Origin of the sequence: Variovorax paradoxus, from assembly GCF_030815855.1 — a bacterium.
GTDB classification, from domain to species: Bacteria; Pseudomonadota; Gammaproteobacteria; order Burkholderiales; family Burkholderiaceae_C; genus Variovorax; species Variovorax paradoxus_M.
Genome location: NZ_JAUSXG010000001.1, coordinates 2,981,525 through 3,006,847, shown reverse-complemented (window position 1 = coordinate 3,006,847; position 25,323 = coordinate 2,981,525). Strand labels below are relative to the sequence as shown.

General features: G+C 66.8%; 30 protein-coding genes. 20 read left to right on the top strand and 10 right to left on the bottom strand.

Annotation, left to right across the window (positions count from 1 at the left end; translation table 11 throughout):
• The first annotated feature begins 47 nt into the window (after nt 1-47).
• Complete coding sequence (locus tag QFZ42_RS14205) at nt 48-965, top strand: LysR family transcriptional regulator (RefSeq protein WP_307701567.1); 918 nt, start codon at nt 48-50, stop codon at nt 963-965.
• A 25-nt stretch (nt 966-990) separates the two neighbouring features.
• On the opposite strand, the gene QFZ42_RS14200 is transcribed toward QFZ42_RS14205, so the two are convergent.
• A complete protein-coding gene (locus QFZ42_RS14200) occupies nt 991-1,377 on the bottom strand; it encodes a VOC family protein (protein ID WP_307701566.1) in 387 nt (128 codons plus the stop codon).
• 206 nt (nt 1,378-1,583) lie between these two features.
• Between QFZ42_RS14200 and QFZ42_RS14195 the strand changes: the two genes are divergently transcribed.
• From QFZ42_RS14195 to map, 3 genes are all read left to right on the top strand, one after another.
• The gene (locus QFZ42_RS14195) at nt 1,584-2,033 is read left to right on the top strand and encodes an SRPBCC family protein (protein ID WP_307701565.1); all 450 of its coding nucleotides are present in this window, start codon (nt 1,584-1,586) and stop codon (nt 2,031-2,033) included.
• Nucleotides 2,034-2,152: 119 nt separating this feature from the next.
• Nucleotides 2,153-2,407, top strand: coding sequence for a ParD-like family protein (locus QFZ42_RS14190; protein ID WP_307701564.1), 255 nt, complete (start codon nt 2,153-2,155; stop codon nt 2,405-2,407).
• Nucleotides 2,407-3,198, top strand: a complete 792-nt coding sequence (gene map / locus QFZ42_RS14185) for a type I methionyl aminopeptidase (RefSeq protein WP_307701563.1) — start codon at nt 2,407-2,409, stop codon at nt 3,196-3,198. Before QFZ42_RS14190 ends, map begins: the two co-directional genes overlap by 1 nt.
• A 12-nt stretch (nt 3,199-3,210) precedes the next feature.
• Here the strand turns inward: map and QFZ42_RS14180 are convergent, their stop codons facing one another.
• Nucleotides 3,211-3,705 carry an Lrp/AsnC family transcriptional regulator gene (locus tag QFZ42_RS14180; protein WP_307701562.1) on the bottom strand — a complete coding sequence of 165 codons (495 nt, stop codon included), beginning with the start codon at nt 3,703-3,705 and terminating at the stop codon, nt 3,211-3,213.
• 65 nt (nt 3,706-3,770) lie between these two features.
• Between QFZ42_RS14180 and ilvB the strand changes: the two genes are divergently transcribed.
• A complete protein-coding gene (ilvB, locus tag QFZ42_RS14175; RefSeq protein WP_373423336.1) occupies nt 3,771-5,555 on the top strand; it encodes a biosynthetic-type acetolactate synthase large subunit in 1,785 nt (594 codons plus the stop codon).
• A gap of 19 nt (nt 5,556-5,574) precedes the next feature.
• Here the strand turns inward: ilvB and QFZ42_RS14170 are convergent, their stop codons facing one another.
• From QFZ42_RS14170 to QFZ42_RS14150, 5 genes are read right to left on the bottom strand one after another with little or no spacing between them, the layout of a single operon-like run.
• Nucleotides 5,575-6,264 (bottom strand): substrate-binding domain-containing protein, encoded by a 690-nt coding sequence (locus tag QFZ42_RS14170; protein WP_307701561.1) that lies wholly within the window; start codon nt 6,262-6,264, stop codon nt 5,575-5,577.
• 3 nt (nt 6,265-6,267) lie between these two features.
• Nucleotides 6,268-7,248 carry a Bug family tripartite tricarboxylate transporter substrate binding protein gene (locus QFZ42_RS14165; protein ID WP_307701560.1) on the bottom strand — a complete coding sequence of 327 codons (981 nt, stop codon included), beginning with the start codon at nt 7,246-7,248 and terminating at the stop codon, nt 6,268-6,270.
• Nucleotides 7,248-8,555: a gallate dioxygenase gene (locus tag QFZ42_RS14160; protein WP_307701559.1), complete on the bottom strand. Its 1,308-nt coding sequence runs from the start codon at nt 8,553-8,555 to the stop codon at nt 7,248-7,250. The genes QFZ42_RS14165 and QFZ42_RS14160 overlap by 1 nt, the downstream gene beginning before the upstream one ends.
• A 15-nt stretch (nt 8,556-8,570) precedes the next feature.
• Nucleotides 8,571-9,272: a 4-carboxy-4-hydroxy-2-oxoadipate aldolase/oxaloacetate decarboxylase gene (ligK, locus tag QFZ42_RS14155; RefSeq protein WP_307701558.1), complete on the bottom strand. Its 702-nt coding sequence runs from the start codon at nt 9,270-9,272 to the stop codon at nt 8,571-8,573.
• Between the two features lie 2 nt (nt 9,273-9,274).
• The gene (locus QFZ42_RS14150; protein ID WP_307701557.1) at nt 9,275-10,303 is read right to left on the bottom strand and encodes an amidohydrolase family protein; all 1,029 of its coding nucleotides are present in this window, start codon (nt 10,301-10,303) and stop codon (nt 9,275-9,277) included.
• A 188-nt stretch (nt 10,304-10,491) separates the two neighbouring features.
• Between QFZ42_RS14150 and QFZ42_RS14145 the strand changes: the two genes are divergently transcribed.
• Nucleotides 10,492-11,775, top strand: a complete 1,284-nt coding sequence (locus QFZ42_RS14145; RefSeq protein WP_307701556.1) for a LysR family transcriptional regulator — start codon at nt 10,492-10,494, stop codon at nt 11,773-11,775.
• Between the two features lie 27 nt (nt 11,776-11,802).
• Here QFZ42_RS14145 and QFZ42_RS14140 read toward each other — a convergent pair whose 3' ends face one another.
• The gene (locus QFZ42_RS14140; protein ID WP_307701555.1) at nt 11,803-13,530 is read right to left on the bottom strand and encodes a hypothetical protein; all 1,728 of its coding nucleotides are present in this window, start codon (nt 13,528-13,530) and stop codon (nt 11,803-11,805) included.
• Between the two features lie 123 nt (nt 13,531-13,653).
• Here QFZ42_RS14140 and QFZ42_RS14135 point away from each other — a divergent pair, with 123 nt between their 5' ends.
• Nucleotides 13,654-14,553 carry a LysR family transcriptional regulator gene (locus QFZ42_RS14135; RefSeq protein ID WP_307701554.1) on the top strand — a complete coding sequence of 300 codons (900 nt, stop codon included), beginning with the start codon at nt 13,654-13,656 and terminating at the stop codon, nt 14,551-14,553.
• Between the two features lie 19 nt (nt 14,554-14,572).
• Here the strand turns inward: QFZ42_RS14135 and QFZ42_RS14130 are convergent, their stop codons facing one another.
• Nucleotides 14,573-14,854, bottom strand: a complete 282-nt coding sequence (locus tag QFZ42_RS14130) for a cupin domain-containing protein (RefSeq protein ID WP_307704238.1) — start codon at nt 14,852-14,854, stop codon at nt 14,573-14,575.
• On the opposite strand from QFZ42_RS14130, the gene QFZ42_RS14125 reads away from it, so the two are divergent.
• The 13 genes from QFZ42_RS14125 to fae all read left to right on the top strand — a co-directional run bounded on the left by QFZ42_RS14125 (nt 14,842) and on the right by fae (nt 24,655).
• Nucleotides 14,842-15,027, top strand: coding sequence for a winged helix-turn-helix domain-containing protein (locus QFZ42_RS14125; RefSeq protein WP_307704237.1), 186 nt, complete (start codon nt 14,842-14,844; stop codon nt 15,025-15,027). The two genes, QFZ42_RS14130 and QFZ42_RS14125, sit on opposite strands and share 13 nt — an antisense overlap.
• Nucleotides 15,028-15,237: 210 nt before the next feature.
• Complete coding sequence (locus tag QFZ42_RS14120; protein WP_307701553.1) at nt 15,238-15,588, top strand: hypothetical protein; 351 nt, start codon at nt 15,238-15,240, stop codon at nt 15,586-15,588.
• Nucleotides 15,575-16,084, top strand: coding sequence for a hypothetical protein (locus QFZ42_RS14115; protein WP_307701552.1), 510 nt, complete (start codon nt 15,575-15,577; stop codon nt 16,082-16,084). Before QFZ42_RS14120 ends, QFZ42_RS14115 begins: the two co-directional genes overlap by 14 nt.
• A 12-nt stretch (nt 16,085-16,096) precedes the next feature.
• Nucleotides 16,097-16,402: a hypothetical protein gene (locus QFZ42_RS14110; protein ID WP_307701551.1), complete on the top strand. Its 306-nt coding sequence runs from the start codon at nt 16,097-16,099 to the stop codon at nt 16,400-16,402.
• Nucleotides 16,396-16,647 (top strand): hypothetical protein, encoded by a 252-nt coding sequence (locus QFZ42_RS14105; protein ID WP_307701550.1) that lies wholly within the window; start codon nt 16,396-16,398, stop codon nt 16,645-16,647. The genes QFZ42_RS14110 and QFZ42_RS14105 overlap by 7 nt, the downstream gene beginning before the upstream one ends.
• A gap of 77 nt (nt 16,648-16,724) precedes the next feature.
• Nucleotides 16,725-17,777, top strand: coding sequence for a helix-turn-helix transcriptional regulator (locus QFZ42_RS14100; RefSeq protein ID WP_307701549.1), 1,053 nt, complete (start codon nt 16,725-16,727; stop codon nt 17,775-17,777).
• A 191-nt stretch (nt 17,778-17,968) separates the two neighbouring features.
• Nucleotides 17,969-19,012: a beta-ribofuranosylaminobenzene 5'-phosphate synthase family protein gene (locus QFZ42_RS14095; RefSeq protein ID WP_307701548.1), complete on the top strand. Its 1,044-nt coding sequence runs from the start codon at nt 17,969-17,971 to the stop codon at nt 19,010-19,012.
• A gap of 71 nt (nt 19,013-19,083) precedes the next feature.
• Nucleotides 19,084-20,001: an NAD(P)-dependent methylenetetrahydromethanopterin dehydrogenase gene (locus QFZ42_RS14090; protein WP_307701547.1), complete on the top strand. Its 918-nt coding sequence runs from the start codon at nt 19,084-19,086 to the stop codon at nt 19,999-20,001.
• Nucleotides 20,002-20,015: 14 nt separating this feature from the next.
• Nucleotides 20,016-21,164, top strand: coding sequence for an ATP-grasp domain-containing protein (locus QFZ42_RS14085; protein ID WP_307701546.1), 1,149 nt, complete (start codon nt 20,016-20,018; stop codon nt 21,162-21,164).
• The gene (gene mch / locus QFZ42_RS14080; protein ID WP_307701545.1) at nt 21,161-22,168 is read left to right on the top strand and encodes a methenyltetrahydromethanopterin cyclohydrolase; all 1,008 of its coding nucleotides are present in this window, start codon (nt 21,161-21,163) and stop codon (nt 22,166-22,168) included. The genes QFZ42_RS14085 and mch overlap by 4 nt, the downstream gene beginning before the upstream one ends.
• A gap of 2 nt (nt 22,169-22,170) precedes the next feature.
• Entirely contained in the window at nt 22,171-23,121 is a 951-nt protein-coding gene (locus QFZ42_RS14075) for an ATP-grasp domain-containing protein (protein ID WP_307701544.1), read from the top strand.
• Nucleotides 23,121-24,059: a triphosphoribosyl-dephospho-CoA synthase gene (locus QFZ42_RS14070; RefSeq protein ID WP_307701543.1), complete on the top strand. Its 939-nt coding sequence runs from the start codon at nt 23,121-23,123 to the stop codon at nt 24,057-24,059. Before QFZ42_RS14075 ends, QFZ42_RS14070 begins: the two co-directional genes overlap by 1 nt.
• A gap of 83 nt (nt 24,060-24,142) precedes the next feature.
• On the top strand, nt 24,143-24,655 hold the full coding sequence (gene fae, locus QFZ42_RS14065; protein WP_307701542.1) for a formaldehyde-activating enzyme: 513 nt from the start codon (nt 24,143-24,145) through the stop codon (nt 24,653-24,655).
• A 93-nt stretch (nt 24,656-24,748) separates the two neighbouring features.
• Here the strand turns inward: fae and QFZ42_RS14060 are convergent, their stop codons facing one another.
• Entirely contained in the window at nt 24,749-25,180 is a 432-nt protein-coding gene (locus QFZ42_RS14060) for a dihydroneopterin aldolase (protein WP_373423391.1), read from the bottom strand.
• Nucleotides 25,181-25,323: the final 143 nt, after the last annotated feature.

Sequence of the window (25,323 nt, the reverse complement as noted above, 5' to 3'; positions counted from 1 at the left end):
AGATGGCGATATATTGGAAATGAATAGTTCGAATTCTTGCCATTGCCATGAACAATTTCAGCCGAATCGACCTCAACCTGCTGGTCACGCTCGACGTGCTCCTGGCCGAGCGCAATGTGACGCGTGCGGCCGAGCGCCTGAACCTCTCGCAGCCCTCGGTGAGCGTGCAGCTTGCCAAGCTGCGCGAGGTTTTCAACGACCCGCTGCTGGTGCCCGCGCAACGCGGCATGCGTCCCACCGCGCGTGCCGACGAGCTGTGCGAGCCGTTGCGCGAAGCGTTGGAGTCATTGGGCCGCGCGGTGGCGCCTACCCAACCTTTCAATCCCGCGCAGGCGACCACCACCTGGCGCGTGGCCGCGGCCGACTATGCCGAATCGGCGATCCTGCTGCCGGCGCTCGCCGGGCTGCGCTCGGAAGCGCCGAACACCCGGCTTGCGGTGGTGGAGGCGGTGCCGTCGCGCATGGCGCGGCAGCTGGAGCAGGCGGAGATCGACCTGTTCTTCCACACCAGCGTGGGGGCTCCGCCCGGGCTGCACCGGCGGGTGCTGTTCCACGAGCGCTACGTGCTGGCCGGGCGCGCCGGGCATCCACGGTTGAAGCGACGGCCGACGCTCGCGCAGTTCTGCGCGCTGGAGCACGTGGTGGTGTCGCCGGGCGGCGGCGGCTTCGTCGGGCCGACGGACGAGGCGCTGGCGCAGAAGGGCCTCGCCCGGCGCGTGGCGCTGTCGGTACCGCACTTCCTTTTCATGATGTCGGTGCTGGCCCGCACCGACATGGTCGCGATGCTGCCCGAGCGGCTAGCGCGCGGCGCGCCGGGGCTGCGCGTGGTGGAAGCGCCGCTGGAGGTGCCGGGCTATGAGATGGCCATGCTGTGGCATGAGCGGCGCCATCGCGACCCGGGGCACCGGTGGCTGCGGGAGCGGATAGCCGCGAGCCTGCAGGTGCCATCGGAGGCGAGTCGGTAGGCAGCGCCTCGAACGATGCCGGCCCCTACGCCTGGGCCATGTCCTCGTGGATGCAGAGGTAGTTGCCTTCGGTGTCCTTGAACCAGGCCGCCTTTTCCGAGCCCAGCACGCAGACATGGTTGACGGTTTTCAGCTCGGGGAAGTCGTAGTCCTCGAACACCACGCCGGCGCTCTTCAACGTCTCCACGCTGGCCGCAATGTCCTCGACTTCGAAGCTGATCGCCGTGTGGTCGGCCTTGGTTCCCTCCGGTTTCGGGAACAGCGACAGCGTGCTGCCGCCCACCCTGTAGACAAACTTCCCGTCAGGCCGCAGGCCACCGGGTTTCAGGCCCAAGCAGCCCTCGTAGAAGGCGCGCGCACGGTCCATGTCCTTGACTGGAAGCATGGTCGTTACAGACGAGTCGGACAACATAGACGGTCCTTTCACACCATTCGGCCCAGCGGTTGCCGCTTCGCGAGCGAGCCTCACCTTGGCTGGCCGACCGGGAACAAAGCTTACGCCCGCAACCGCCGCGAAGCCAGCGCAAGCGCGGCCTGCGCACCATCGCACCACGCCGCTCCCGCAACAGCGGCTACAGTCGCCCCGGTACCGGTCCTTCACTTCAGGAGAACACCACCATGGCGACCACCAACACCGTCCGTCTGCACCGCGTGCTGCGCACCCCGCCCGACCGGCTCTACCGTGCCTTCGTCGAACCCCGCGCTTTCGAGCGCTGGCTGCCGCCGTTCGGGTCTACCGGCCAGGTCCACAGCATGGAGCCCGTGGTCGGCGGCGCCTGGCGCATGTCCTTCACCAACTTCGGCAGCGGCCACAGCCACTCGTTCGGCGGGAAGTACCTGGAGCTGGTCCCCGGCCGGCGCATTGCGTACGACGCGACGTTCGACGACCCGAACCTGCCGGGCACCATGAAGACCACCGTGACCCTGACCCCGGTGTCCTGTGGGACCGAAATGTCCGTCGTGCAGGAAGGCATCCCCGACGTGATCCCGGTCGAAATGTGCTACCTGGGCTGGCAGGAATCGCTGCTCGCGCTGGCCCAGTTGGTGGAGCCGAATATTCCGGGTTGAAGCGGCTCCAGTCGGCCGGGAGACGGCTGACCTCGACCTTGTCGAGCTCATACTCCCGGCAAAGCGCTAGGCGATACGCAACGTATATAATCCATACACGTTTCGTATAAGGGCCTTCAATGGGTATCGTAAAAATTTCAGACCTGATGCACGAGAACCTGCGAGTGGCGGGGAACGCGCTCAGCAGGTCCATCAATGCGCAAGCGGAGCACTGGATGCGCGTCGGCATGCTGACCGAGATGCATCCGGAGCTGGACCACCGGGAAATCTGCCAACTGCTGATTCGAGCTGAACTCGCGGGCGGCCTCGACATCGTCGCGGCTGTCACCCCTCAAACTGGCAAGCCGCGCGCATCGTCGACCGGAAAACACTGATGGCTCGCGGCGTTTCCATCAAGTCCGCCGAGGACATCGAGATGGCGCGGCGGGCTGGCAGGCTTGCCGCGGAGGTTCTGGGCATGATCGAGCCCTATGTCGTGCCCGGGGTGAGCACCGACACGCTCGACCAGATCTGCCACGACCACATCGTGAATGTGCAGGGCGCCGTTCCAGCCAACGTGGGGTACCTGGGGTATCCGAAGACCATCCTCACCTCCGTCAACCAGGTGGTCTGTCACGGCATCCCTTCGCCTGACAAGATTCTGAAGAAGGGCGACATCGTCAACATCGACGTCGCCGTCATCAAGGATGGCTGGTTCGGCGACACCAGCCGCATGTACTTCGTCGGCGCCCCCAGTGTGCTGGCTCGCCGCCTGGTGGAGACGACGTACGAAGCCATGCGCGCCGGAATCCGGCAAGTCAAGCCTGGTGCGACCCTGGGCGACATCGGCCACGCCATCCAGTCGGTCGCCCACCGGGGACATTTCAGCGTGGTGCGCGAATACTGCGGGCACGGCATCGGGCAGGTCTACCACGAAGAACTTCAGGTGCTGCACTACGGGCAGCGCGGGGAAGGTCTCAGGCTGGAGCCGGGAATGGTCTTCACCATCGAACCGATGCTCAACGCAGGCAAGCGCGAAACCAGGCAATTGCCCGACGGGTGGACCGTCGTGACCAAGGACAGGTCCCTGTCCGCCCAGTGGGAACACATGGTGGCCGTGACGCCCGAGGGATACGAGGTGCTGACGCCTTGGCCAGGAGGCACCGGGACCTACGCGCCGGTTTGACGTTCGGCGCCGTCAAATGACGGGCACGCTCGTTTCCTTCAGCACGCGCAGCACGAAGTGCGATTTGCTGTGCCGGATGCCCGGAATCTTGTAGAGCTTTTCGCGCAGCAGCCGCTCGTAGTCGCGCGTGTCGCGCACCGCGATGCGGATGTAGTAGTCGTAGTCGCCCGACACCAGGTACGCCTCCTGGATCTCCGGAATGGTCGCAAGCACGCGGCCGAAGTCGTACAGGGTTTCGTCGGTGTGGCTCTCGAGCGTGACCTGGACGATGACCGAGTCGTGATAGCCGAGCTTGGCCGGATCGACGTCGATGGTGTAGCGCTTGATCACGCCATGGGCTTCCAGCTTCTTGATGCGCGTCCAGCAGCTGGTGGGCGACAGGCCCACCTCGTGGCCGATGTCTTGCAGCGTCTTGCGCGAGTCGAGCAGCAGCACGCGGAGGATGGCCATGTCGGTCTTGTCGAAAGATCCTTCTTCATTGGCTGCTGTTTTCCGAAGAGTTTTCATGAAATGGGGCAAAAGGGCCAAAAGAAAGAAGCAAATTCTGCATCAGAACCGGAAGAATCGACGGCATGCGACTGCTCGACCTTCCCCCCACTTCTTCTCCATCCCTCCAGCCCGGCCCGATGCCCGGCGTGCGCAACGGGGCCGAGGCCCTGCTCGACACGCTGGTCGAATGCGGCGTCGATACGCTTTTCGGCTACCCGGGCGGGGCTGCGCTGCCGCTTTACGACGCGCTCCATGGTGAGCCGCGGCTGCGCCATGTGCTGGTGCGGCACGAGCAGGCGGCGGTGCATGCGGCCGAGGGCTATGCGCGCACCACGGGGCGCGTGGGCGTGGTGCTCGTCACTTCGGGGCCGGGCGTCGGCAACACCATCAGCGGCTTGCTCGATGCCATCAGCGATTCGGTGCCGCTGCTGTGCATCAGCGGGCAGGTCGCGACGGGGGTGATCGGCACGCAAGCCTTCCAGGAGAGCGACGCGCTCGGCATGTCTCGTTCGGTGACCAAGTGGAACCAGCAGGTGCGCGCGGCCGACGATGTGCCGCAACTGGTGCGGCGCGCGCTGGAGATCGCCGCCTCCGGTCGGCCGGGGCCGGTGCTGCTCGATGTGCCGAAGGATATTCAACTTGCGCGCTTGGGCCACGGCGCCTCACCCAAGCCGCTGCGGGCATTGCGCACGGGCAGGGCGGCGCTGCCGCCGCGGGCCATGCTGCAGCGCGCGGCCGATCTGATTTCAACGGCGCGCCGGCCGGTGCTCTACGGCGGTGGCGGCTTGATCAACTCGGGGCCGGCCGCGTGCGAGGCTTTTGCGCAACTGGTGCATCGCCTGCATGCGCCCTGCACGCTCACGCTGATGGGGCTTGGCGCCTTCCCGGCGTCGGACCCGAAGTTCATCGGCATGCTGGGCATGCACGGCATGCTCGAAGCCAACCTTGCGATGCACGAGGCCGACCTGGTGGTGTGCGTCGGCGCACGTTTCGACGACCGCGTGACCGGCAAGCTCGACGAGTTCTGCCCGCACGCGCGCAAGATCCACATCGACATCGATCCGGGCAGCATCAACAAGGTGGTGAAGGTCGATGTGCCGATGGTGGGCGATTGCGGTGCCATCGTCGAGGCGCTGCTTGTGCTGCTGCCTGCCGACAGCTTGGCGCCCGAGCGGCTCGCGCCCTGGTGGCAGCGCATCGAGCGTTGGCGCGCGGAAGATTGCCTGGGCTTCGAGCCGCGCGGCAATGCGATCCTGCCGCAGCAGCTGATGGCGTCGCTGCAGCACGCCATCGGCGGGCGCGACGCCATCGTGTCCACCGACGTGGGCCAGCACCAGATGTGGGCTGCGCAATACCTGCGCTTCGAGCGGCCGCGGCGCTGGCTCACCTCCGGCGGTGCGGGCACCATGGGCTACGGATTGCCGGCAGCCATCGGTGCACAGGTTGCGCACCCGGGGGCGCTTGCCGTCTGCGTGAGCGGCGATGCCTCGGTGCTCATGAACATCCAGGAGCTTTCAACCGCGGTGCAGCATCGCACGCCGGTGAAGCTGGTGCTGTGCAACAACGGCTACATGGGCATGGTGCGCCAGTGGCAGGAGCTCAACCACGGCAACCGCTTGAGCCACAGCTGGAACGAGGCGCTGCCCGACTTCGTGGCGCTGGCCAAGGCCTTCGGCTGGGGCGCGCGACGGGTGTCGGAGCCGGCCGAACTCGAGGCAGCGCTCGCCGAATGCCTGGAGAGCGCAGGCCCTTTCTTTCTCGACGTTCAGGTGGCGCCGCAGGAGAACTGCTTTCCGATGATGCCTGCGGGGCACGGGCATCACCGCGTGATGCTCGGAAAAGACCGCTGGTACGAGGAGGGCGCCTGAGCACCGGATAGGCGTTCGCTCAGGCGGGCTCCATGCCGTGACGGCGCTTGAGGGGCGCGCTCTCGGCCGAAGCCATGAACTCGAGCAGCGCACGCACGGCTCGAGGCTGCGTGCAGCCCATGGCCGGAGCGGCCGAGAACACGGTAGTGATCTGAATTTCCGGCGGCAGCGGGCCGAGCAATTCGATGCCCCCGACGCCGATCAGCTCGCTCAATTGCTGGAAGCCCAGCACCGCTTCGCCCTGAGCGAGCAGCGAGCCGACCGGCACGCCCGGCGGCGCCTGCACCAGGCGGCTTCGAACCGCGTCGGCGATGCCCCAGTGCTCGAACAAGGCCATCAGCGCGACGCCGCTCGGGCCGGTCGAGTAGGCGATGCGGGGTGCGGCGAGCACCGCGCTGCGCACGGCATCGCCGGTGGAAATGTCGGGCCGCTCGGCGCCAGCGCGCACGGCCGCGGCAACACCCGAGCGGACCAGGCCGACCTGGCCCGTGGCATCGAGCCTGCCTGCGGCAACCAGCTTGCCGACGGCGTCGGAGGCAAGCACCACCACGTCGAACAACTCGCCCGCGGAGACGCGCCGGGCGGCTTCGACGCCGCCGACGGCGAGGAAGGAAACCGGGACCCCGGTGCGCTGCGAATGGGCTGCGGCGAGCTCGTCCAGCAACCCGCGGGTCGCCATCGAGCAGATGCCTTGAAGCGGTGCTGTCATCCGTCAATCCGGCTTGATGTTGGCTTCGCGAATCAGCTTGCCGTAGCGTGCCGCATCGGTCTTGAGCAGCTTGTCGAATTGCGCCGTCGGCCCGGGCAGCGGAACACCACCTGCGGCAGCGAGCTGGTCGCGCACTTCGGGCGATTCGAGCGCCTTCTGCACCGCGCCATGCAGCTTCGCGAGCACCGGCTGCGGCAGTTTCGCGGGCGCAACGAAGCCGTACCAGACGCTCGACTCGAAGCCCGCGTAGCCCGACTCGGCCACCGTCGGTACGCCCGGCAGAACCGCGGCGCGCTCGGTGCTCATGACCGCGAGCACCTTGAGTTTTCCGGACTTGACCAGCGGCAGTACCTCCAGGGCATTGACCGCCACCACGTCCACATGTCCGCCGAGCACGTCGGTGATGGCTTGCGCGCCGCCCTTGTAGGGCACATGGCGCAGCGAGAGGCCTGCGGTGTGCTGGAACAGCTCCATCGCCAGGTGCGGTGTGGAGCCGTTGCCCGGCGTCGCGACGGTGACGCTGCCGGGCTTGGCCTTGGCCGCCGCCACCAGCTCGGGCAGTGTCTTGATGGCCGCGCCCTCGCGAACCGTGAACACCACGGGCACGCGTCCGACCGAAGCGACCGGCGTGACGTCGCGCTCCAGGTCGTAGGGCGCGGGCTCGAACAGCGAAGGGTTCACCGCCAATGCGTTGGCGGCCAGCAGCAGCGTGTAGCCGTCAGGCGGGCTCGCGATGAGCGCCTTCACCGCGATGTTGGTGCCCGCGCCCGGCTTGTTCTCGACGATGACGGGCTGCCCGAGGATGGCCGACATCCGCTGGCCGACCGAGCGGGCAATGGCATCGACCGCACCGCCGGCGCTGTAGCCGACCAGGATCTTCACGGGCTTGGAGGGATAGTCATCGGCGGCGGCCGCGCCGATCGAGACGCCGAGCGCCATCAGTGCCGCCAGTCGCAGAAGGTGGCGGCGAATTGGGTTTTTCATCATTGCTTTGTGGATGGAAAGGGTTTCTCGTCCCAGGTTTGAGGCGCGGCATCCCTGCCGGCCACCGAATACAGCGCGCCGGGCGCGTTGCGTGTCTGCTGGAATTCCTCCAGCGATTGGCCGCGCATGGCGGCATAGATGTGCAGGTTGGAAACGCCGAGCACAGCGCCCAGCTTCTCGAGCATGAAGAAGATCACGCCGTAGTGAATGAGCCCGCGCCAATCGCGCCGGCGCACCAGCGCGCGCTCCTGTGCTGTCAGGCCCGCTGCTTCAAAGGCCGCTTCCTCATCGGCGAGGAAGCGTGCGCGATGGTCCGGGCGCGTCATGCCATGCAGGAACTTGTTGAGCCGGTAGGCGCGCACGCTGGTCTCGAGCGTGAACGGATAGGAGCCGTCGAGCGCCTCGATGCCCGCGAGCTGCTCATTCATGTGGCGCCGGTGCCTCTGCACCTCGCCGGCCACGGGCGGGCTCGCAAGGTTCTCGTAGATGGCCGTCGCAATGCCGGTCATCGAAGGCAGGTAGTAGCTCTGGTGCGTCTTGCGCACGCTGGACGACAGCGCGCCGCGCATCACCAGCCACATGATCACTTCGGCGCCCTCCATGCCGCCGAGCGTGGCGAGCTCGGCTTGCGTCATCTCGGTGAGCCGCACTGGGTCGTTCTCGATCAGGTCGAGAAACTGCGCATCCCACGCGGTGTTGTTGAAGCCCGCGCGCTCGCCGTGCACCTGGTGCGAGAGACCGCCGGTGGCGACGATGGCCACGTCCAGGTCTTCCGGGTAGCTCTCGATGGCGCGACGCAACGCCTGGCCGAGGCGCCAGCAGCGGCGCGCCGAGGGCACGGGCGACTGCAGCACGCCCACCTGCAGCGGCACCACCGGAATCGGCCAGCTCGGCTCGTGGGGGCACAACAGCGACATCGGCGAGAACACGCCATGGTCGAGCGCCCGGTCCTGGAAGAAGGACATGTCGAACTCGTCGGCCACCAGAGAGCGGCCGATGTGCTGCGCGAGCGCCGGATGCCCGGCCAGCGCGGGCAGGTCGCGCGCGCCGCCGCCTTCGTCGGCCACCTCGTGCCGCTCGCCCACCCCGAGCGAAAAAGCCGAGTAGTGGTCGAAGAAGAACGAGCTGACGTGGTCGTTGTAGATGAAGAAGAGCACGTCGGGCCGGCGCTCCGCCAGCCAGCGCTGCACGGGCTCGAAGGCCTCGAAGATGGGTGCCCACACGGGGTCTTGCTGCTTCTTCTTGTCGAAAGCGAAGCCGATGGTGGGTGTGTGCGAGCACGCGACGGCGCCGATGATGCGAGCCATGACGTCTTGCGGCGTTCAGTCGACGTAGCGCAAGCCCGCCTTGGCGAGCGGCTCGCGCATGGCGTACATGTCCAGGCCGAGCTCGCCGGCCGCGAAGCGCTCGCGCTTGGCGGTCTCGTTGGCTTCTCGGGCTTCGGCCGCGTCGGCCACCTGCTGTGCGCGCGCGGCCGGAACCACCACCACGCCGTCGATATCTGCGACCACCACGTCGCCCGGACAGACCAGCGCGCCCGCGCACACCACCGGCACGTTCACCGAGCCGAGCGTCGCCTTGATCGTGCCCTTCGAATGAATGGCGCGGCTGAACACGGGGAAGTTCATCGCGTTGAGGTCGCGTACGTCGCGCACGCCGCCGTCGATCACGAGGCCCTTGCAGCCGCGCGCCTGGAACGAGGTGGCGAGCAGGTCGCCGAAGAAGCCGTCGGTGCTGTCGCTGGTGCAGGCCGCCACCACCACGTCGCCGGGCTGGATCTGCTCGGCTGCGACATGCAGCATCCAGTTGTCGCCGGGCTGCAGCAGCACGGTAACGGCGGGGCCGCAGAAGTGCGCATCAGGATGAATGGGGCGGATGCGGGGCTGCATCAGCCCGAGCCGGCCGAGCGCCTCGTGCACCGTGGAGACGCCGAAGCGCGAGAGCTTTTCGACCGCGGCCGGATCGGCGCGCGTGACCTTGCGGTGAACGACGCCGAGTTGCTGGATGGTGCTGGATGCGGTCATGTTCAGAGCCCCTTGGCAGTGAGTGCGCGATCGAGGCGCGGATAAACGCGGCGTGCGTTGGCTTCGAACACCTTGTGCCTGGCGGCGTCGTCGAGCATCGGCGTGGAGTCGATGTAGCGGCGCGTGTCGTCGTAGAAGAAACCGGTCTCCGGATCGATGCCGCGCACCGCGCCGATCATTTCGCTCGCGAACAGGATGTTGTCGGCCGGAATCACGCGCGCCAGCAGGTCGATGCCCGGCTGGTGGTACACGCAGGTGTCGAAGAAGATGTTGTTCAGCAGGTGGTCCTTGAGCAGCGGCTTTTTCATCTCCTGCGCCAAGCCGCGGAAGCGCCCCCAGTGATAGGGCACAGCGCCTCCGCCGTGCGGAATGACGAAGCGCAGCGTGGGAAAGTCGGCGAACAGATCCGACGTGAGGCACTGCATGAAGGCCGTGGTGTCCGCATTCAGGTAGTGCGCGCCGGTGGTGTGGAAGCAGGCATTGCAGCTGGTGCTGACGTGCACCATGGCCGGAATGTCGTGCTCGACCATCTTCTCGTAGAGCGGGTACCAGTGGCGGTCCGACAGCGGCGGCGAGGTCCAGTGCCCGCCCGACGGATCCGGGTTGAGGTTGATGCCCACGAAGCCGTACTCGCGCACGCAGCGCTCGAGTTCGGGGATGCAGCTGCGCGGGTCCACGCCGGGCGACTGCGGGAGCATTGCGGCGCCGATGAAGTGGCCAGGGAACAGCTCGCTGACGCGAAAGCACAGCTCGTTGCAGATGGCGGCCCAGGTCGAAGACGTTTCGAAGTCGCCGATGTGGTGCGCCATGAAGCTCGCGCGCGGGCTGAAGATCGTGAGGTCGCTGCCGCGCTCCTTCATGAGGCGCAGCTGGTTGCTCTCGATCGACTCGCGTAATTCGTCGTCGCTGATCTTCAGGTCGGAGGCGCGGGGCTTCAGCGCAGGGTCTTTCAAGCCCGCGATCTGCTGGTTGCGCCAGTTTTCCAGCGCCTTGGGCGCGGTGGTGTAGTGGCCGTGGCAGTCGATGATCATCTGCAATTCCGTGGGTTGCTTGGGTCTGCGTCGAGGGTGGAAGCAGCGTGTGCGTCCAGTGTGGTTCGCGCTGCGGATGCGTGGGGTGAGTTCGGGTTGCTCTACCATCAGACTTTTTTATCGGCCGGGGTTTTTCCCGAATCTGATCGAGCCGTTCGGCGAGAGAACATCGGCAAGAAGAAAAGCCCGTGAACCGACGAGACAAAGTTATCGACCCGACGCATGCCGGCGCGCTAGGCATCAATCTGCGGCACCTGCGCGCGTTCTCGGCCGTGGCCGCGTCCGGCAGCATTGCCAGGGCCGCGGAAGAGCAGCTCTATCGCGTGGCTTCGGGCGTGACGCGCTCCATCTCGGAACTCGAAGGCGCGCTGGGCCGGCCGCTGTTCGACCGCGGCTCGCGCGGCATGGCGCTCAATTCATATGGGGACCTCGTGCTGGTGCGCGCGCGGCGCATCGAACGCGAGTTCGAGGATGCGCGCGCGCAGCTCGTCGCGCGCGGCGGCATCGGCGCATCGGCCGACGTGCACTCGCTCTTCACGTCGATCCTCAACGGCCGGCGTCTCGCGGTAATTGCGAGCCTCGCGGAGAAGCGCAGCATGCCGGTGGTCGCGCGCGAGTTCGGCATCACGCAGCCGGCCATCAGCCGTGCGCTGAAAGACCTCGAAGACGGGCTCGGCGTGCCGCTGCTCGAGCGCAAGTCGCGCGGGCTGGTGCCAACGACCGCGGGCGAGATCGTAGCGTTCCATTTCAAGCGGGTGCTCTCGGAACTGCGCCACATCGGGCCGGACATCGCGGCCAGCGAAGGCACGCTGCAGGGGAGCGTGACGGTCGGCGCATTGCCGCTCGGCCGCACGCAGATATTGCCGCTCGCGATCGCCTCGCTGGTTGCGCGCCATCCAGGGCTGCACGTCGCAACGGTCGAAAGCCCTTACGACGCACTATCGGCATCGCTGCGAAGCGGCGACATCGACTTCATTCTCGGCGCCCTGCGCAGCAGTGCCGAGGCCAAAGACCTGCAGCAGGAAGCGCTTTTCGTGGACCGCATTTCAGCGATCGCCCGCGCCGGCCATCCGCTCGCGCGCGCCACGCGGGTCGACTTCGATGCATTGCGGCAAGCGACGTGGGCGCTGTCGCGGCACGGCACGCCCTCGCGCGAGTTGCTCGAGCGCTTTTTCTCCGCGGCGCGGCAGGCGCCTCCCATTCCCGCGGTCGAGACGGGCGACCTGGCCGTGCTGCGCGGCCTGCTCCTCGAAAGCGACATGCTGACCGCGATCTCGGCCCATCAGCTGCGCTACGAGATCCGCGATGGCAGCCTGGTGGTGCTGAATTTTCCGCTCGACGAGACGCGGCGCGACATCGGGCTCAGCCAACGCCTCGGCGCGTTTCCTTCGCCGGGTGCGCGGGCCTTGATGCAGGAGATACGCGCCGTGGTGGCACGGTCTCCCGATTTCCACGTCAGGGGGCCAGGCTGATCTCGCGTGACGGAGCAACGATGATCGTCAGGAGTGGCCGTCGACCCGCATCTGAAAGAGAAAGTAGGGCGGAATGCATGCGCCCCGGCCGTCCGGCTGGCCTTCCGCTTGCGCGCAGATGAAGTCGTCGCGGCAGGGCTGCTCGGCCGAGCAGCTGCGCAGGTTGCCGGGTCGCGTGTGTTTGCTCAGGCATTCGCCGAAGGGCTTGTTCGCAGCCAGGCACTGGTTGAAGTCGCTGAGAATGGCGATGCCGCCGCAGGTGCCGTTCTTGTCGAGCGGGTCGCAAGGGCCCGAGCACATGCCGCCGGGGAAGCCGACCGAGGTTTTCTCGCAGACCGAGAGCGCGCCTTCGCAGGCCACGCGCGGCAGTTTCTCGGCGCGGTCGAGCCACGGATTGGCCGACGGCGTGATGCGTGTGGGCTCGCAGCCCGCACCGACCGTGGCCTTGTCCGATGCGGCGTTCGCGTCGCCGGGCTCGGCGAGCGGCCGGAACGGATCGGGCCGCGGTGCCGACAGCGCAGCGTGCACGTAGCGGCCACGCCGCGCCAGTTCGTCCTGCAGGTGCGGCGAGTGCGGCAGCGCAAGCGCATTGCCCGCAGTGAAGGTGCGCGATGCGCCGCGCCGGTCGACGCCGAGCAGATGAAAGCCCGCGACCGCGCGGCTCTGGTGGCAACCCGCGCAACTGAGATCGTCGAGGCGGCGCAGCACGGCCTGCGGCGAGTGCAGCGTGCGGCTCGCGGGCACGGCCTGCCACTCGGCGGCTGAAAAGATCTGCGCGAACGGCCGGTTGGCCAGCCGTTCGAGACCGCGCGGCGCCACGGAGAGGGCTTCGGTCGCCAGGAATTTCGCGGGCAGATGCAGCGTGGCTTCGTCCAGCGCGCGCAGGTTGCCGGGCTGCTGCAGCCACTGCCGCAGTTCCTTGCGCAGCGGGGCATCGGCCTTGAGCCGCGCGACGTCGGGTGTGTTTTCGAGCGGGGCCACGTCGAAGCGCTGCGCGCTCGTGTTCCATCGGAAGGCACGCAGCATGTATTCCGCATGGCCGCCAAGATCGGGCCGCACCGCGGAGGGCCAGCGCACGCTCTGCAGGTTGGTGGTGATCTGCGCAATGCGTGCGGGCGCAAGGCGTTGCGGCGCCAGCGGACCGTCCGGCGACACCAGCCAGCGGCCGAGCGCCTCGTCCGTCATCGAAGGCTGCGGCGGTTGCCAGCGACGTGCGGTGCCGGCGCAGCTGCCGTCGGCGTCGGGTGCATCGCCGCGCAGTTCGACGTTGACCGTCATCGGCAGGCGAGACTGCATCGCAGGCGTGCGATAGGCGAGCCGATACACCAGCCGTGTTTCGCCGCACGCGCTGTTCTGGAACGGTCGGCGATCCATGCGATTGGCGACGCCCACGAGTTCGAAGAAGGCGTCAGGACTCGCGAGCCAGCGCGCGTCGAACAGCCGGTGCGGGTAGCGCGCGATGCCGACGCCGGCACGCGGGTCGCTGCGCTGGATGCGCGTGAGGCTTTCGTTCAGCGGACGGGCGATGGATTGCCAGGCGGGCGAGCGCATCAGCGCCTGGTTGGTCGTGATGCCGTCAGCCGAAACGGACACTTCGCCGAACCAGCGCGCGAAGCCGGCGCCGGATTTTTCGGCGGCTTGCAGGGCGGCCGGCGATGTGACGACGAGCAAGGGTTCGGCTGCATGCGCAAGGGGCGCATTGAAAGCGAAGGCTAGCGCGACGGCGGCAGGCAGGCTGTGTTTGAAGAGCGGCACGCAGGCGATTGTGCCGCGCCGCTCGGCGCGCTCGCGGCCACCGGGGCGGGCCGTCTTCGCTTACCCTCCGTCACCTGGGCTCTGTGGCTCTCTGTTCAATTCTCATTTCAAAAGTAGACCTGCATGGATCAAATCACGGCAATGAAAGCGTTTCAAACCGTGGTGACGGCGGGCGGCTTCTCCGCCGCCGCGAAGCTATTGCAGGTCTCGCACACGGTCGTGTCGCGGCAGGTCGCGCAACTGGAAGCCCTGCTGGGCACTCAGCTGCTGAACCGGACGACGCGCCGCTTCGCCTTGACCGAGGCCGGGCAGACTTACCATGAATACAGCACGCGGATTCTCGAACAGCTCGAAGAAGCCGCGCTGGCGGTGACCCGGCATCAGGTTCAACCAGTGGGCGTGCTGCGCATCAACGCCCCGATGTCGTTCGGTCTGCAGGAACTGGCGCACTGGTTGCCGGCCTTCGGCGCCGCCTATCCGGGAGTGAAAATCGATCTGGTCTGCAACGACCGGTTCGTCGATCTGATCGAAGAGGGTTTCGACGTCGGGCTCCGGCTGGCTTATGTGCTGTCGGATTCCACCTTGATCATCAAGCGGTTGGCGACATGCGAGGAATGGTGGGTGGCATCGCCCGGGTACTTGCAAGCGCACGGCACTCCGCGGGTGCCGGCCGACCTGGCGCAGCACAACTGCCTGGTCTATTCGCTGATGCAAAAGGCCAACCTGCCCACGTTCACCGGACCGGACGGCGCTGCCCACACGGTGGGCATCACAGGAAGCCTGCAGGCCAACAGCGGCATCGCCTTGCGCGCCGCGGCCATGTCGGGAATGGGTCTTGCTGCCTCGCCCGCGTTCCTGGTTCATCAGGACGTGAAGCGCGGAGATCTGGTTCGTGTGCTGGCCGATTTCAGGCAGCGGCCGCTGGAGCTTTACGCGCTCTATCCGCAGAGCCGTCATCTGTCGCCCAAGGTGCGCGCTTTCGTCGACTTTGCGGCGAGCCAATATCGGGAACCGCGCTGGTAGGCTGTCGGATTCTCCCGAATCACTTCGTTGAACGTTCGCCCTTGGCCGTGGGCACCAGGTCGAAGTGGTCGTTCTGGTACTGGAACAGCACGCAGTTGGCGCCGGGTTCGCAGCCGCTGAGGTGCGGCAGCTTGCCCGGGATGTAGTAGTACGAACCCGCCGGATACAGCACTTTCTTGCCGTCTTCGAAGACGGCATAGAAGACGCCGCTCAACACGACGGTGGGCAAGCTCTGCGTGTGGAAATGGGGCGGGTTGTTCTTGCCTGCCGGAAATTCTACGAAGGCCGTTGAGCCGCGAATGGCTGTGGACGTCGGTCTGGGAAAAGGGCTTCGACATTCAATCGAGATCGCTCGACACCAACATGTCGTGCCTGCGCCGAAAGCTCGGCTTGCACACGGGCAGGCATGGGTTGAGCCTGCAGTCGATCTGGGGAACGGGCTACCAGTTGAGCCAAGCCGCGCGGGCGCTTTAGCAGGTCGGACACGAAGCCCCGGTGGATGGCGTGCGCACGACGAGCACGAGAGATCGTGCAATTTGCCGCAAGTTCGATTTTGGAGATTGGCTAGCGAGGCAGATTGCGCGGCGTAGTGGCCGACCATAGGCGAAGAGCGTTGCCGGCGCCTTGGCGCCGGCTGGTGAGTGGACGAGCCGCGTCCGCAATTGATTATTTCAAGAGGCTTTCATGACTGCATTGCAAACCCCGGCGCGACGTGTCTGGCACGTCGTTTCGCCCACCGGGGAGGAACATCAAGTGATTCTGGAGGTAGGTATCCCTGCTCCACGCCCGGATGGATCGTGGGGCGTAATGACTTCCGTTGGCGGCCTTGATCCCGAGCCGCGGATTATTTTCGGCGTCGATGCGTGGCAAGCCATGAGTCTCGGCATGCATTTCGTGGCGAACCAGGTCGAGTTTTTTTCCGAGAAGGGCTGGCAGTTTTTCTGGGAAAGAGCGGGCGATCGCGCGAGCGCATCTGAACTCAGGTGTGACTCTCCAGAGAAGGAAGGGACAGGGACGAAAAATGAACAATCGTGATGAGAACGATAAAAAATTCAGTCATTACCCGATCGATCTGCCGATCCTGATCGGAGAGGATCACAAATACGTGCCTGTGATCGCCGTCTTCCGGAACATCCCCATCGAGAACATCGATGAATGGGTGATGTTCGAAGGAAAACCACGAAACGACCGCGATATCGCAACGGAAATTCTGGTCGAAGTACGAGGCTTGCCCGGCGCCGATGGCCGGCAAGGCCGGCACTACAGCGTGGCCGAAGTCCTTGCGTTCGAACTTGCGTCGGCGCTGATCGTCTCGGTGTTCTTATCGAAGCTTCCGCGAGCGGACGATCGGCCCAAGACCGAAGCGCGGCGACCTAAGCATTCCAGCAGGAGCCATGGCGCGGGCCTTCAGCCCAGCCCGCCTGCGATGTTCCAGCCGAATTCGCGGCTCGCCTTTTGTTCTCCGGATGGCAGCGAAGCAACGATCGATGCGGGTCGCCATGGTTCGGAAAGCTTCGCAGATCGGCGATAGGCAGTGTGCGAAATGACCGATTTCAGCGAGTTCCGGCCCGAACTTGGTAGGCGTTTTCGTTCGGAGCGGCGTTGCCCTTCAACCGAATGCCAATCGAAACGACACGCCATGAAGAGTCTTGTCCACGCCTCAGGGAACACCCAACCGCAAAAGCCCCTCAAGTCCCGCTCGATGTGGGCGATGATCTGGCGCGGCTTTGCAAGGGTCGATGAAACGCAGCGCGCCAAGGAAAGGCGCGTGCTCGAGCGAACGCAGCAGTTGGCGCGTCTGGAGCAGATGGAAATCGACCAGCTTGTTCGTGAAGTGGGCGAGTGGTGACGCCGCCATCGCCTTTGTGGCGCCGCAGCATTGATGCCGCTTCTTGTTTGCGTGCCTGGCGAATCACGCTGGTGGGGGTGCTGATTGGTTTTCTGGTCGGCCAGGCGATGGCTATCACCTGGCTGGCTCTGGGCCCGGCCAAGACCGTGCAGGAACGCCAGGTGATCGAGGCTGCATGGCGTGCCAGCGCTACCGCGGCGCACTGTGGCGAGCAGGCTTCGCAAGAGACGAAAAGCGATTGTTAGACCGACGACGCAGCGGCCTGCCCCGGTTATCCCCAATTGCAAAATCGTTAACAGTTGCCAAATAATCCGGCAACTGTATGAATGACGATCCGTCCGCCATCCTGCGCATCGATACCGATGCCCTGCCGGCGCGCGACAAGTTCGCGTTCTGGGCCGAGGAGATGGGGACCAAGCGCGGCTTCTCCAGCTACGACAGCCCGGAGCGCGACACTTTCTACCAGGAGCTTTCGGTTGTCGACGCGAACGGCGTCGCTTTCATGCGGGCGCGGGGAAGCGCCCTCGATATCTACCGCAGCGCGCCCAGCCGCATCAAGGAAGCGGCCGAGTACCCCTTTCACCTTCTGGTCAAGCTGAACACGGGGTTCACCACCAGCGAGCAGCTGGGCCGCAGCGCGACCATCGGTGTCAACGACATGTTGATCATCGACTCCAATGAAGCCATGCGGCTGCGTTCGCACCACGGGACAGATGCCTGGATCATCGGGCTGTCGCAAGCGCTGGTGACGCGCTGGCTGCCGGACGCGAGAGCTGCGGCGGCTGTTGTGCTCAAGGGCGACAAGGGATGGACGGCCGTCTTGGCGGGTTATTTGCGCGCCACGAACCTGGAGCATCTGAACGCTGCTGCGAGCCCGTTCGAGCGTGAACTCATGGGCGAGCATGTGCTGTCGATGCTGTCGATGGCGCTGTCCCAGAACAAGCTTGCCCATGACACGGAAACAGTTTCCGCGCGGGACCGCGTCCTGCATGCCCGGATGCGCGCGTGGATTCGCGACCATTACGCAGACCCGGAGGTGAGCGCGGCCAAGCTCGCCGCCGACTTCAACGTCTCCGTGCGCTACGTGCACAAGGCCTTCGCGAGCGCCGGGCGCGGCATGAGTTTTCTGGACGCGGTGCAGCACGAGCGCATGGAGGCCGCCATGCGGATGCTGCGAACCTCGAACATTTCGAACACGCAGATTTCGCAGATCGCCTACAGCTGCGGCTTCACGGATCCCGCCTATTTCGGATTGGTGTTCCGCAAGTACCAGGGATGCGCACCCGGTGTGTTTGCGAAGGCGCATGGCCTGAATCCCGAGCCTCGTTTGTCGATCGACGCTGCTGCGCAGTCCGTCCTGGCTGTCTCCCGGTAGCGCACGCGCGGCGCTGCCGCCGCCGCCATCTCTTCCGCCGGCCTACGGCGTGACACATTGTCCCGGTCCTGGGACATCCCCCCGCCTTTCGCGCGCACGACGCCGTGGCGCCACCCTGTGGACGCATGGACGGAACGGCCCTTGCTATGACAAGCGAGTCCATGACTTCGTCCCGCCGCCCGAACCCGCCCATGACCTCCACCGACTTCGCCATCGCCTCCCGGCATGACCTGAGCGTTCGCACGGTGAGCGTGAGCGCTCCCGGGCGTCTGCACCTGGGGTTTCTCGATCCTTCCGGCTCGCTGGGGCGTGCGTTCGGCAGCCTGGGGCTGGTGATCGACGGTTTCACGACCGAGCTCGAACTGTCGGCCGCGTCGTCGGACCACCTGAGCGCCGACACACCGGCCGCCGAGGCCGAGCTCGATCGGGCGGCCGCCCATCTCGAGCGGCTGAAGCAGCGCAGCGGCTGCCATGCGCCGCTGGCCCTGCGGCTGCGCCGGGTGCTGCCGTCGCATGCGGGCTTTGGCTCGGGCACGCAGCTCGCGTCGGCGATCGGGCGGGCCTTTGCCGAATGGCACGGTCTCGACCTGGGCACCGCGACGCTGGCGCATTGGCTCGGCCGCGGGCTGCGTTCGGGCATTGGGATCGCGGGTTTCGACAGCGGCGGCTTGCTGCTCGACGGCGGTCCCGGCCCGGACGGCCTGCCGGCGCCGCTGCTGTCGCGCATTGCGTTTCCACCGGCGTGGCGCATCGTCGTGGTTCAGGATCCCGCGCATCGCGGCCTTTCGGGCGGCGAGGAAAAAAAAGCCATCGCGGCCTTGCCGCCGTTGCCGCAGGCGGCCGCCGCCGAGATCTGCCATCAGGTTCTGATGCGTGTCCTGCCCGCCGCCGCAGGCGCGGAGTTTGCACCGTTCGCCACGGGCATCAACCGCATGCAGCAATTGCTCGGCGAGCACTTCGCGCCGGCGCAGGGCGGCACCTTCACCAGCGCGGCGGTCGCGCGGTTGATGCAGTGGTTCGCCGATGCGAGCCGCGCAGGCGGCGCGGCCATCGGCCAGAGCTCCTGGGGTCCCACCGGCTTTGCGATCGTGCCTTCGGAAGCGCAGGCGCAGGTGCTTGTGGATGCCGCGCGGGCCTCCGGGCGCATCGGGCCGCAGCTGCAACTGCACATCGTCTCGGGCCGCAACGGCGGCGCCGTGGTGCGCGACCGCATTGCCGAGCCGCGCATGCGCTGAATTCGTCGCCTGTTTTCACACCGCACGCCGACATCCCACGTCAACCTTTTCACACACCCACGCAGGCTCTCATGGAACGTCCCCGCATCCTCCACATGTTCACCCCCGGCCGCCAGATGAGTCCGTTCGACATCAACATGGCGGCAGACGCGGGGTACCAGATCATCGTGCCCTATTGCGACGTGGCGCTCGATCGCATCACGGGGCTGACGCAGGACACCATCTTCTCGCGCGGGCCCAAGGGCGTTGCGCGCACCGGCATCTTCATCGGCGGGCGCGACGCGCAGCTGGCGGCCGACATGCTCGAGCGCGCAAGAACCTCGATGGTCAAGCCCTTCGTCGTCTCGCTCATGGCCGACCCGAGCGGCGCCTACACCACGGCTGCGGCCATGGTGGCTTGCGTGGAGGCCGCGTTGAAGCGTCACCATGCGCAGGGCCTCGAGGGCCAGCGCGTGGTGATCCTCGGCGGCACCGGGCCGGTGGGCCGCGTGGCTGGCGTCATCGCAGCGCAGGCCGGCGCCGATGTGTACTTGTCCAGCCGCAACGGCATCGATGCGGCGCAAGAAGCGGCGGACGAAACCGGGCAGCGCTTCGGCGTGAGGCTGCACGGCCTGTCGGGTGGCGACCCCGATGCCGTGCGCCGCTCCATCGCCGATGCCGATGTGCTGCTGGCGTGCGCGGCTGCGGGCGTGCAGGTGGTCTCGAGTGAAGCACTCGGTGCCACGACGCGGCTCAAGGTGGCGGCCGACGTGAACGCCGTGCCGCCCGAAGGCATTGCCGGCGTGGGCGTAATGGATGACGCCAAGCCGCTGGCCGGCACGCAGGCGGTAGGCATCGGCGCCCTGGCCGTCGGCAACGTCAAGTACCAGACGCAGCATCGACTGCTGGTGCAGATGTGCGAGGCCGAAAAGGCGCAGGTGCTGAGTTTTCCCGAAGCCTTCGCGGTCGCACGCACGTTCCTGGTTGAGCAGGCCGAAAAGGCAGCTTGAAGCAGGCCCGCGCAATGCCGACCGTTGCCGTCGCCGCCATCTCCGCGCGCGCCATGGCCGAGGCCGCAGCGAACGATGGCTTCAAGGTCGTTGCGCTCGACCTGTTCGGCGACGTCGATACGCGGCGCGCCGCATCGCGCTGGCTGCCCATCGGCGCGCCCGGCAGTTTGCAGATCGACGCGGCAACCGTCATGGCCGCGCTGCGCCAGTTGGCGGACGAGGGCGAGGGCGGAGAGCCGGTGGTGGGCTGGATCGCGGGCAGCGGCTTCGAAGGCGAGCCCGCATTGCTGGAAGAGGGCGCGGCCGTGCTGCCGCTGATCGGCACCGCGCCCGCCGCCGTGCGCCGCCTGCGCGATCCGGCGAGCTTCTTCGGCTTTCTTGCGGCGCGCGTCATACCGCACCCCCAGGTGATGCTGCAGCCGCCCGAGGATCCCGCTGCGTGGTTGATGAAAGATGCCTACGGCTGTGGCGGATGGCATGTTCGCCGTGCGCCCTGGTCGTTGGACGAGCCGCCGTCTTCGCACCATTACTTCCAGCGCGAGATGCCGGGGCTGCCGATGTCGGCCACCTTCATTGCGAACGGCCGCGATGTGCATGTGCTCGGCTTCAACGAGATGAGCGTGCGTCGTTTCGGCTCGCGGCCCTTCGTGTTCTGCGGTGTCGTCGGGCCGGTGCCTGTGCCGGAGAACATTGCAAGCCGCGTGACATCGATCGCGCGCATGCTCGCAGTGGAGTTCGAGCTGCGGGGCCTGTGCAGCCTCGACTTCATGCGCGACGGCGACACCATCGGCGTATTGGAAGTCAACCCCCGGCCGCCGGCAAGCATGAGCCTCTACCGCAGGCCCGCCGATTCACCGGGCCTGATGCAGGCGCATGTGCGCGCCTGCACGAGCGGCGAGCTGCCGACGATGCCGCCCCAACCGCAAGATACGGAAGGTATCGAGATCGTGTTCGCGCGTCGCCCTGTGCAACTCGATGCGCCCGCGGCAGAAAAGCTCGCCGCATGGCCCGGTATCGGCGATGTGCCCGGCGCCGGCCAGCGCTTCGACATCGACGACCCCTTGTGCACCCTGACCGCGAGCGACACCGGCGCGGACCCGGTGCGCGCCCGTTTGAACGAAGGCCGCGAGCGGCTGCTGAAATCACTGGAGACATTGGCATGAGCAACACACCACCGCCGACGGGTGCCGCGGGCCTGAGCGTCAACCGGTTGGCCCGGCCCCTTGTCGAGCGCCTGCTGGCCGATGCCGATGCGCTCGGGCTGCTGGTGCGCCACGACGAGAGCGGTGCGCACATCGTCGATGCCGGTATCGCGGCGCCCGGCAGCATCGAGGCCGGCTTGTGTGTCGGCGAAATCTGCATGGGCGGTCTCGGGCATGTGACCCTGCGCAGCGGCGGCAGTGCCGAAGGCTGGCCCACCTGGCTCGACGTGCGCAGCTCCCAGCCGGTGTTGGCTTGCCTCGGCAGCCAGTACGCAGGCTGGAGCCTCGCGGCGACCAAGGAAGAGACCGGCGGCAAGAAATTCTTTTCGCTCGGCTCGGGCCCCGCGCGCGCGCTGGCGGTGAAGGAAAAGCTCTTTGCCGAATTGAACTACCGCGACCGCGCAAACACCGGCGTGCTGGTGCTGGAGGTCGATCGCGCGCCACCGAAGGTCGTGATCGACAAGCTCCTGCGCGACTGCGGCCTGGCCGCGGAAGCGCTGACGTTGATCCTCACGCCGACCACCAGCCTCGCGGGCACGACACAGGTGGTGGCGCGCGTGCTCGAGGTGGCGCTGCACAAGGCGCACGAGCTGGGCTTTGCGCTGACCGACATCGTCGATGGCGCCGCGACGGCCCCGCTGCCGTCGCCGAGCGCCGACGGTGTGGAGGCCATGGGGCGCACCAACGATGCCATCCTGTACGGCGGCCGCGTGCATCTCACGGTTCGCGGCGGCGACGAGGCGGCGCGCGGGCTGGCTCGTGCGCTGCCTTCGCGCAACTCGCGCGACTACGGGCGGTCGTTCGCCGACATCTTCAAGGAGGTCGAGTACGACTTCTACAAGATCGACGGCGCATTGTTCGCCCCCGCCGAGGTGTGGGTCAGCAACATCGACAGCGGCAACACCTGGCATGGCGGCGCGCCCGACATGGCGCTGCTGCAGCGGCTCTGGCTGCAGGAGGCCTGACCATGCGCATCGCAATCATGACCGACGAAATCGGCTGGCACACGCGCCAGCTGCAGGCCGCATTGCGCGCGCGCGGCGCGGTAGGCCGCTGCGTCGACCTTGCCGACTGCAGCATCGACACCACCGCGGCATGGCACGGTCTCGTCATTCCGGGCTATGGCCGCGAACTGCCCGACGCGGTGCTGGTGCGCGGCATTGCGGGCGGCAGCTTCGAGCAGGTCACCAAGCGCCTGGGCGTGCTGCATGCGCTGCGCGAACTCGGCGTGCCGGTCTACAACGATGCGCGCGCCATCGAGCGCGCGGTCGACAAGTCGATGACCAGCCTGCTGCTGCATGCCGCGCGCATTCCCGCGCCCGCCACCTGGGCCACCGAGTCGGCGGCGCAGGCCCGGCGCATCGCCATGCGCGAAACCGCCGCGGGGCACGCACTCGTGCTCAAGCCCTTGTTCGGCTCTCAGGGCAAAGACCTGCGGCTCGTGGGAGAGGTCGACGGCGTGCACCATCCGATGCCCGATACCGACGCGTGCTATGCGGGCCTGGCCTATCTGCAGCGCTTCGTTCCGCCGATGGCGTCGCCCGGTTTCGACTGGCGCGTTCTCGTGGTGGGCGGGCGTGCCATCACTGCGATGCGGCGCGTCAGCACGCATTGGGTTCATAACGTGGCCCAGGGCGCGCGCTGCGAGCCCGCCAATCTGGAGCCGGCGCTTGCGCAGTTGGCCGAAGACGCGGCCCATGCACTCGACATGGACTACGCGGGCGTGGACCTCATTGCAGCAGCGAGCGGGCCGAAGATCCAGGTGCTCGAGGTCAATGGCGTGGCTGCATGGCAGGGGCTGCAGCGCGTCACCGGCTTCAACATCGCCCGCGCCATCGTCGACGACCTGCTCGACCGCAAGATGGTGCAGACCCGCCGCCGCGTGGAGGAGAGCCTGCCACCGGAGCGCCGCGCCTGATGAACGCCCGGCAGGCCGCCATCGAACGCGCGCGGGCCTGTTTCCTGCGCGCCTGCTGGCTCGATGTTGCGGTGCGCAAACCCGGCAACGTGAGCCAGGCTTCGCCCGGACACCGCATGCAGGCCTCGATGTTCATCGACAGCGCCAAGGCCGCGGCAGGCCCGCTGTTCGAACCCGGCTTGCGCGCAGGGGAACGCATCGAAGCCGCTGTGGAGGCCACTTGGGCGGTGGCGGGGTGCAACACCAACCTCGGCATTCTCTTGCTGTGCGCTCCCATTGCGCTGGCCATGGAGCAGAACCCCGCCGCGGCAACGCCTGCCGCGTTGCGCGCGTCGGTGGAATCCGTGTTGGCCACCCTCGACATCGATGATGCACGCGCGGCTTACCGCGCCATTGCGCGCGCGCATCCTGGCGGCCTTGGGAGCGCGCCGGAGGAAGACGTGCACGACGCCCCCACGGTCGACCTTCGCGCAGCCATGGTGCTTGCGGCCGACCGCGATCTCATTGCACGCCAATACCGCGACGGCTTTGCGGACCTGTTCGCGCTGGCATTCCAGGTGCCGGTGTATCAGGCCGGTCAGTGCAATGCGCCCGCCGACGCCGCAGCCCCGCCCGACGCGGCCACTGTGGCTTCCGTCCAACGGCTTTACCTGGCTTGCCTGAGCGCCTTTCCCGATTCACACATTGTTCGAAAACACGGCGAGCGCGTGGCACAGACTGTCATGACCGCGGCGCAGGCCTGGCGCGAGCGGGCGGACGCCGGCGTGGCGCTCGATGCAGACCCGGAATTCGCCGCCTGGGACGTTTCGCTCAAGGCCGCAAGCGTCAACCCGGGAACCAGCGCCGATTTCACCGTGGCCGCACTGCTGCTGTCGGGCTGGATCCGGTCGTGCGCGGCGCCCGCCCGAAGCGCGGCGAGCGGATGGCACGGAACGTGATAACCATGGCATTGCGCTGGTCGTTCTGACCGGTGTCGTAATGATCCCAATCACCTTGGACCTCTGAGAGGAGACTCGAAACCATGGCAAAAATAGATCGACTGATGGTGGGCGAATCGCTCGTCGGCGAGGGCAACGAAGTAGCCCATATCGACCTGATCATCGGACCGCGCGGCAGCGCCGCCGAGACCGCCTTCGCCAACGCGTTGACGAACAACAAGGACGGCTTCACGTCGCTGCTCGCTGTCGTGGCACCCAACCTGCTGACCAAGCCGGCAACCGTGATGTTCAACAAAGTGACCATCAAGGGTGCCAAGCAGGCGGTGCAGATGTTCGGGCCGGCGCAGCGCGCCGTTGCGTTGGCGGTGGCCGATAGCGTCGAGGACGGCACCATCCCCATGGCCGAGGCGGACAACCTGTTCATCTGCGTCGGCGTGTTCATCCACTGGCTTGCCGACGACGACAAGAAGATCCAGGACTACAACTACCAGGCCACCCGCGAGTCCATCCAGCGCGCCGTAGCCGGTCTGCCGACCGCTGCCGAAGTGGTCGACAAGAAAGGCACGACGGCACACCCGTTCGCCGCGCACCTCTGACATCTCCGAGGCCCCGAAAACGAAGAAGCCGGCGCGTGGACCGCGTCGGCTTCTTTTCTTGTGCCTTGCCGCGCGGGGCGGCGGTATCCGATCTCAGTGTTTGGCGGGCACCATGCCGCTGGCGAGAAACTTCAATACGGTTGCGCTGTGAGCCGGCTTCGACGCTCGGTGCGTTGCGGCATGGCGCTCGATCTGCACGCCCACGGCCTGCACATCGTCGAACTTGCGCGGCTTCACGACCTTCACGCGGACCCAGCCGGCGCCGAATTCGTCGATGAGGATGTCGACAATCGCTTCTGCGAAGGCCTCCAGCAGCTTCAGCCGGTGCTCGGCCATGAGCCGCAGCAGCCGCTCGCGCACCACGCCGTAGTCGATCGTGTCGCCGATGCGGTCGGTGTCGCAGGCGCGCGCGCGGGGCACTCCAGCGTGCACGTCGATCACCAGCGGCTGCGGATGATGCAGCTCGGAGTCGTGGATGCCAATCACTGTCTGGCCGCTGAAGCCCTCGATGAAGATCAGGTCCATGGGCGCGGGCGCCTCGTTCCCATCGGGCGAAGCGTCCGATGCGGTCGCGGAAAGGCGGGCCATGGAAGGACTCGGGCTGGTGTTCAAGTGGCGTCTCCGGTGATCGAATGTGTTTGAAAGTGTGTCTGGCGGCATGCAAGCCC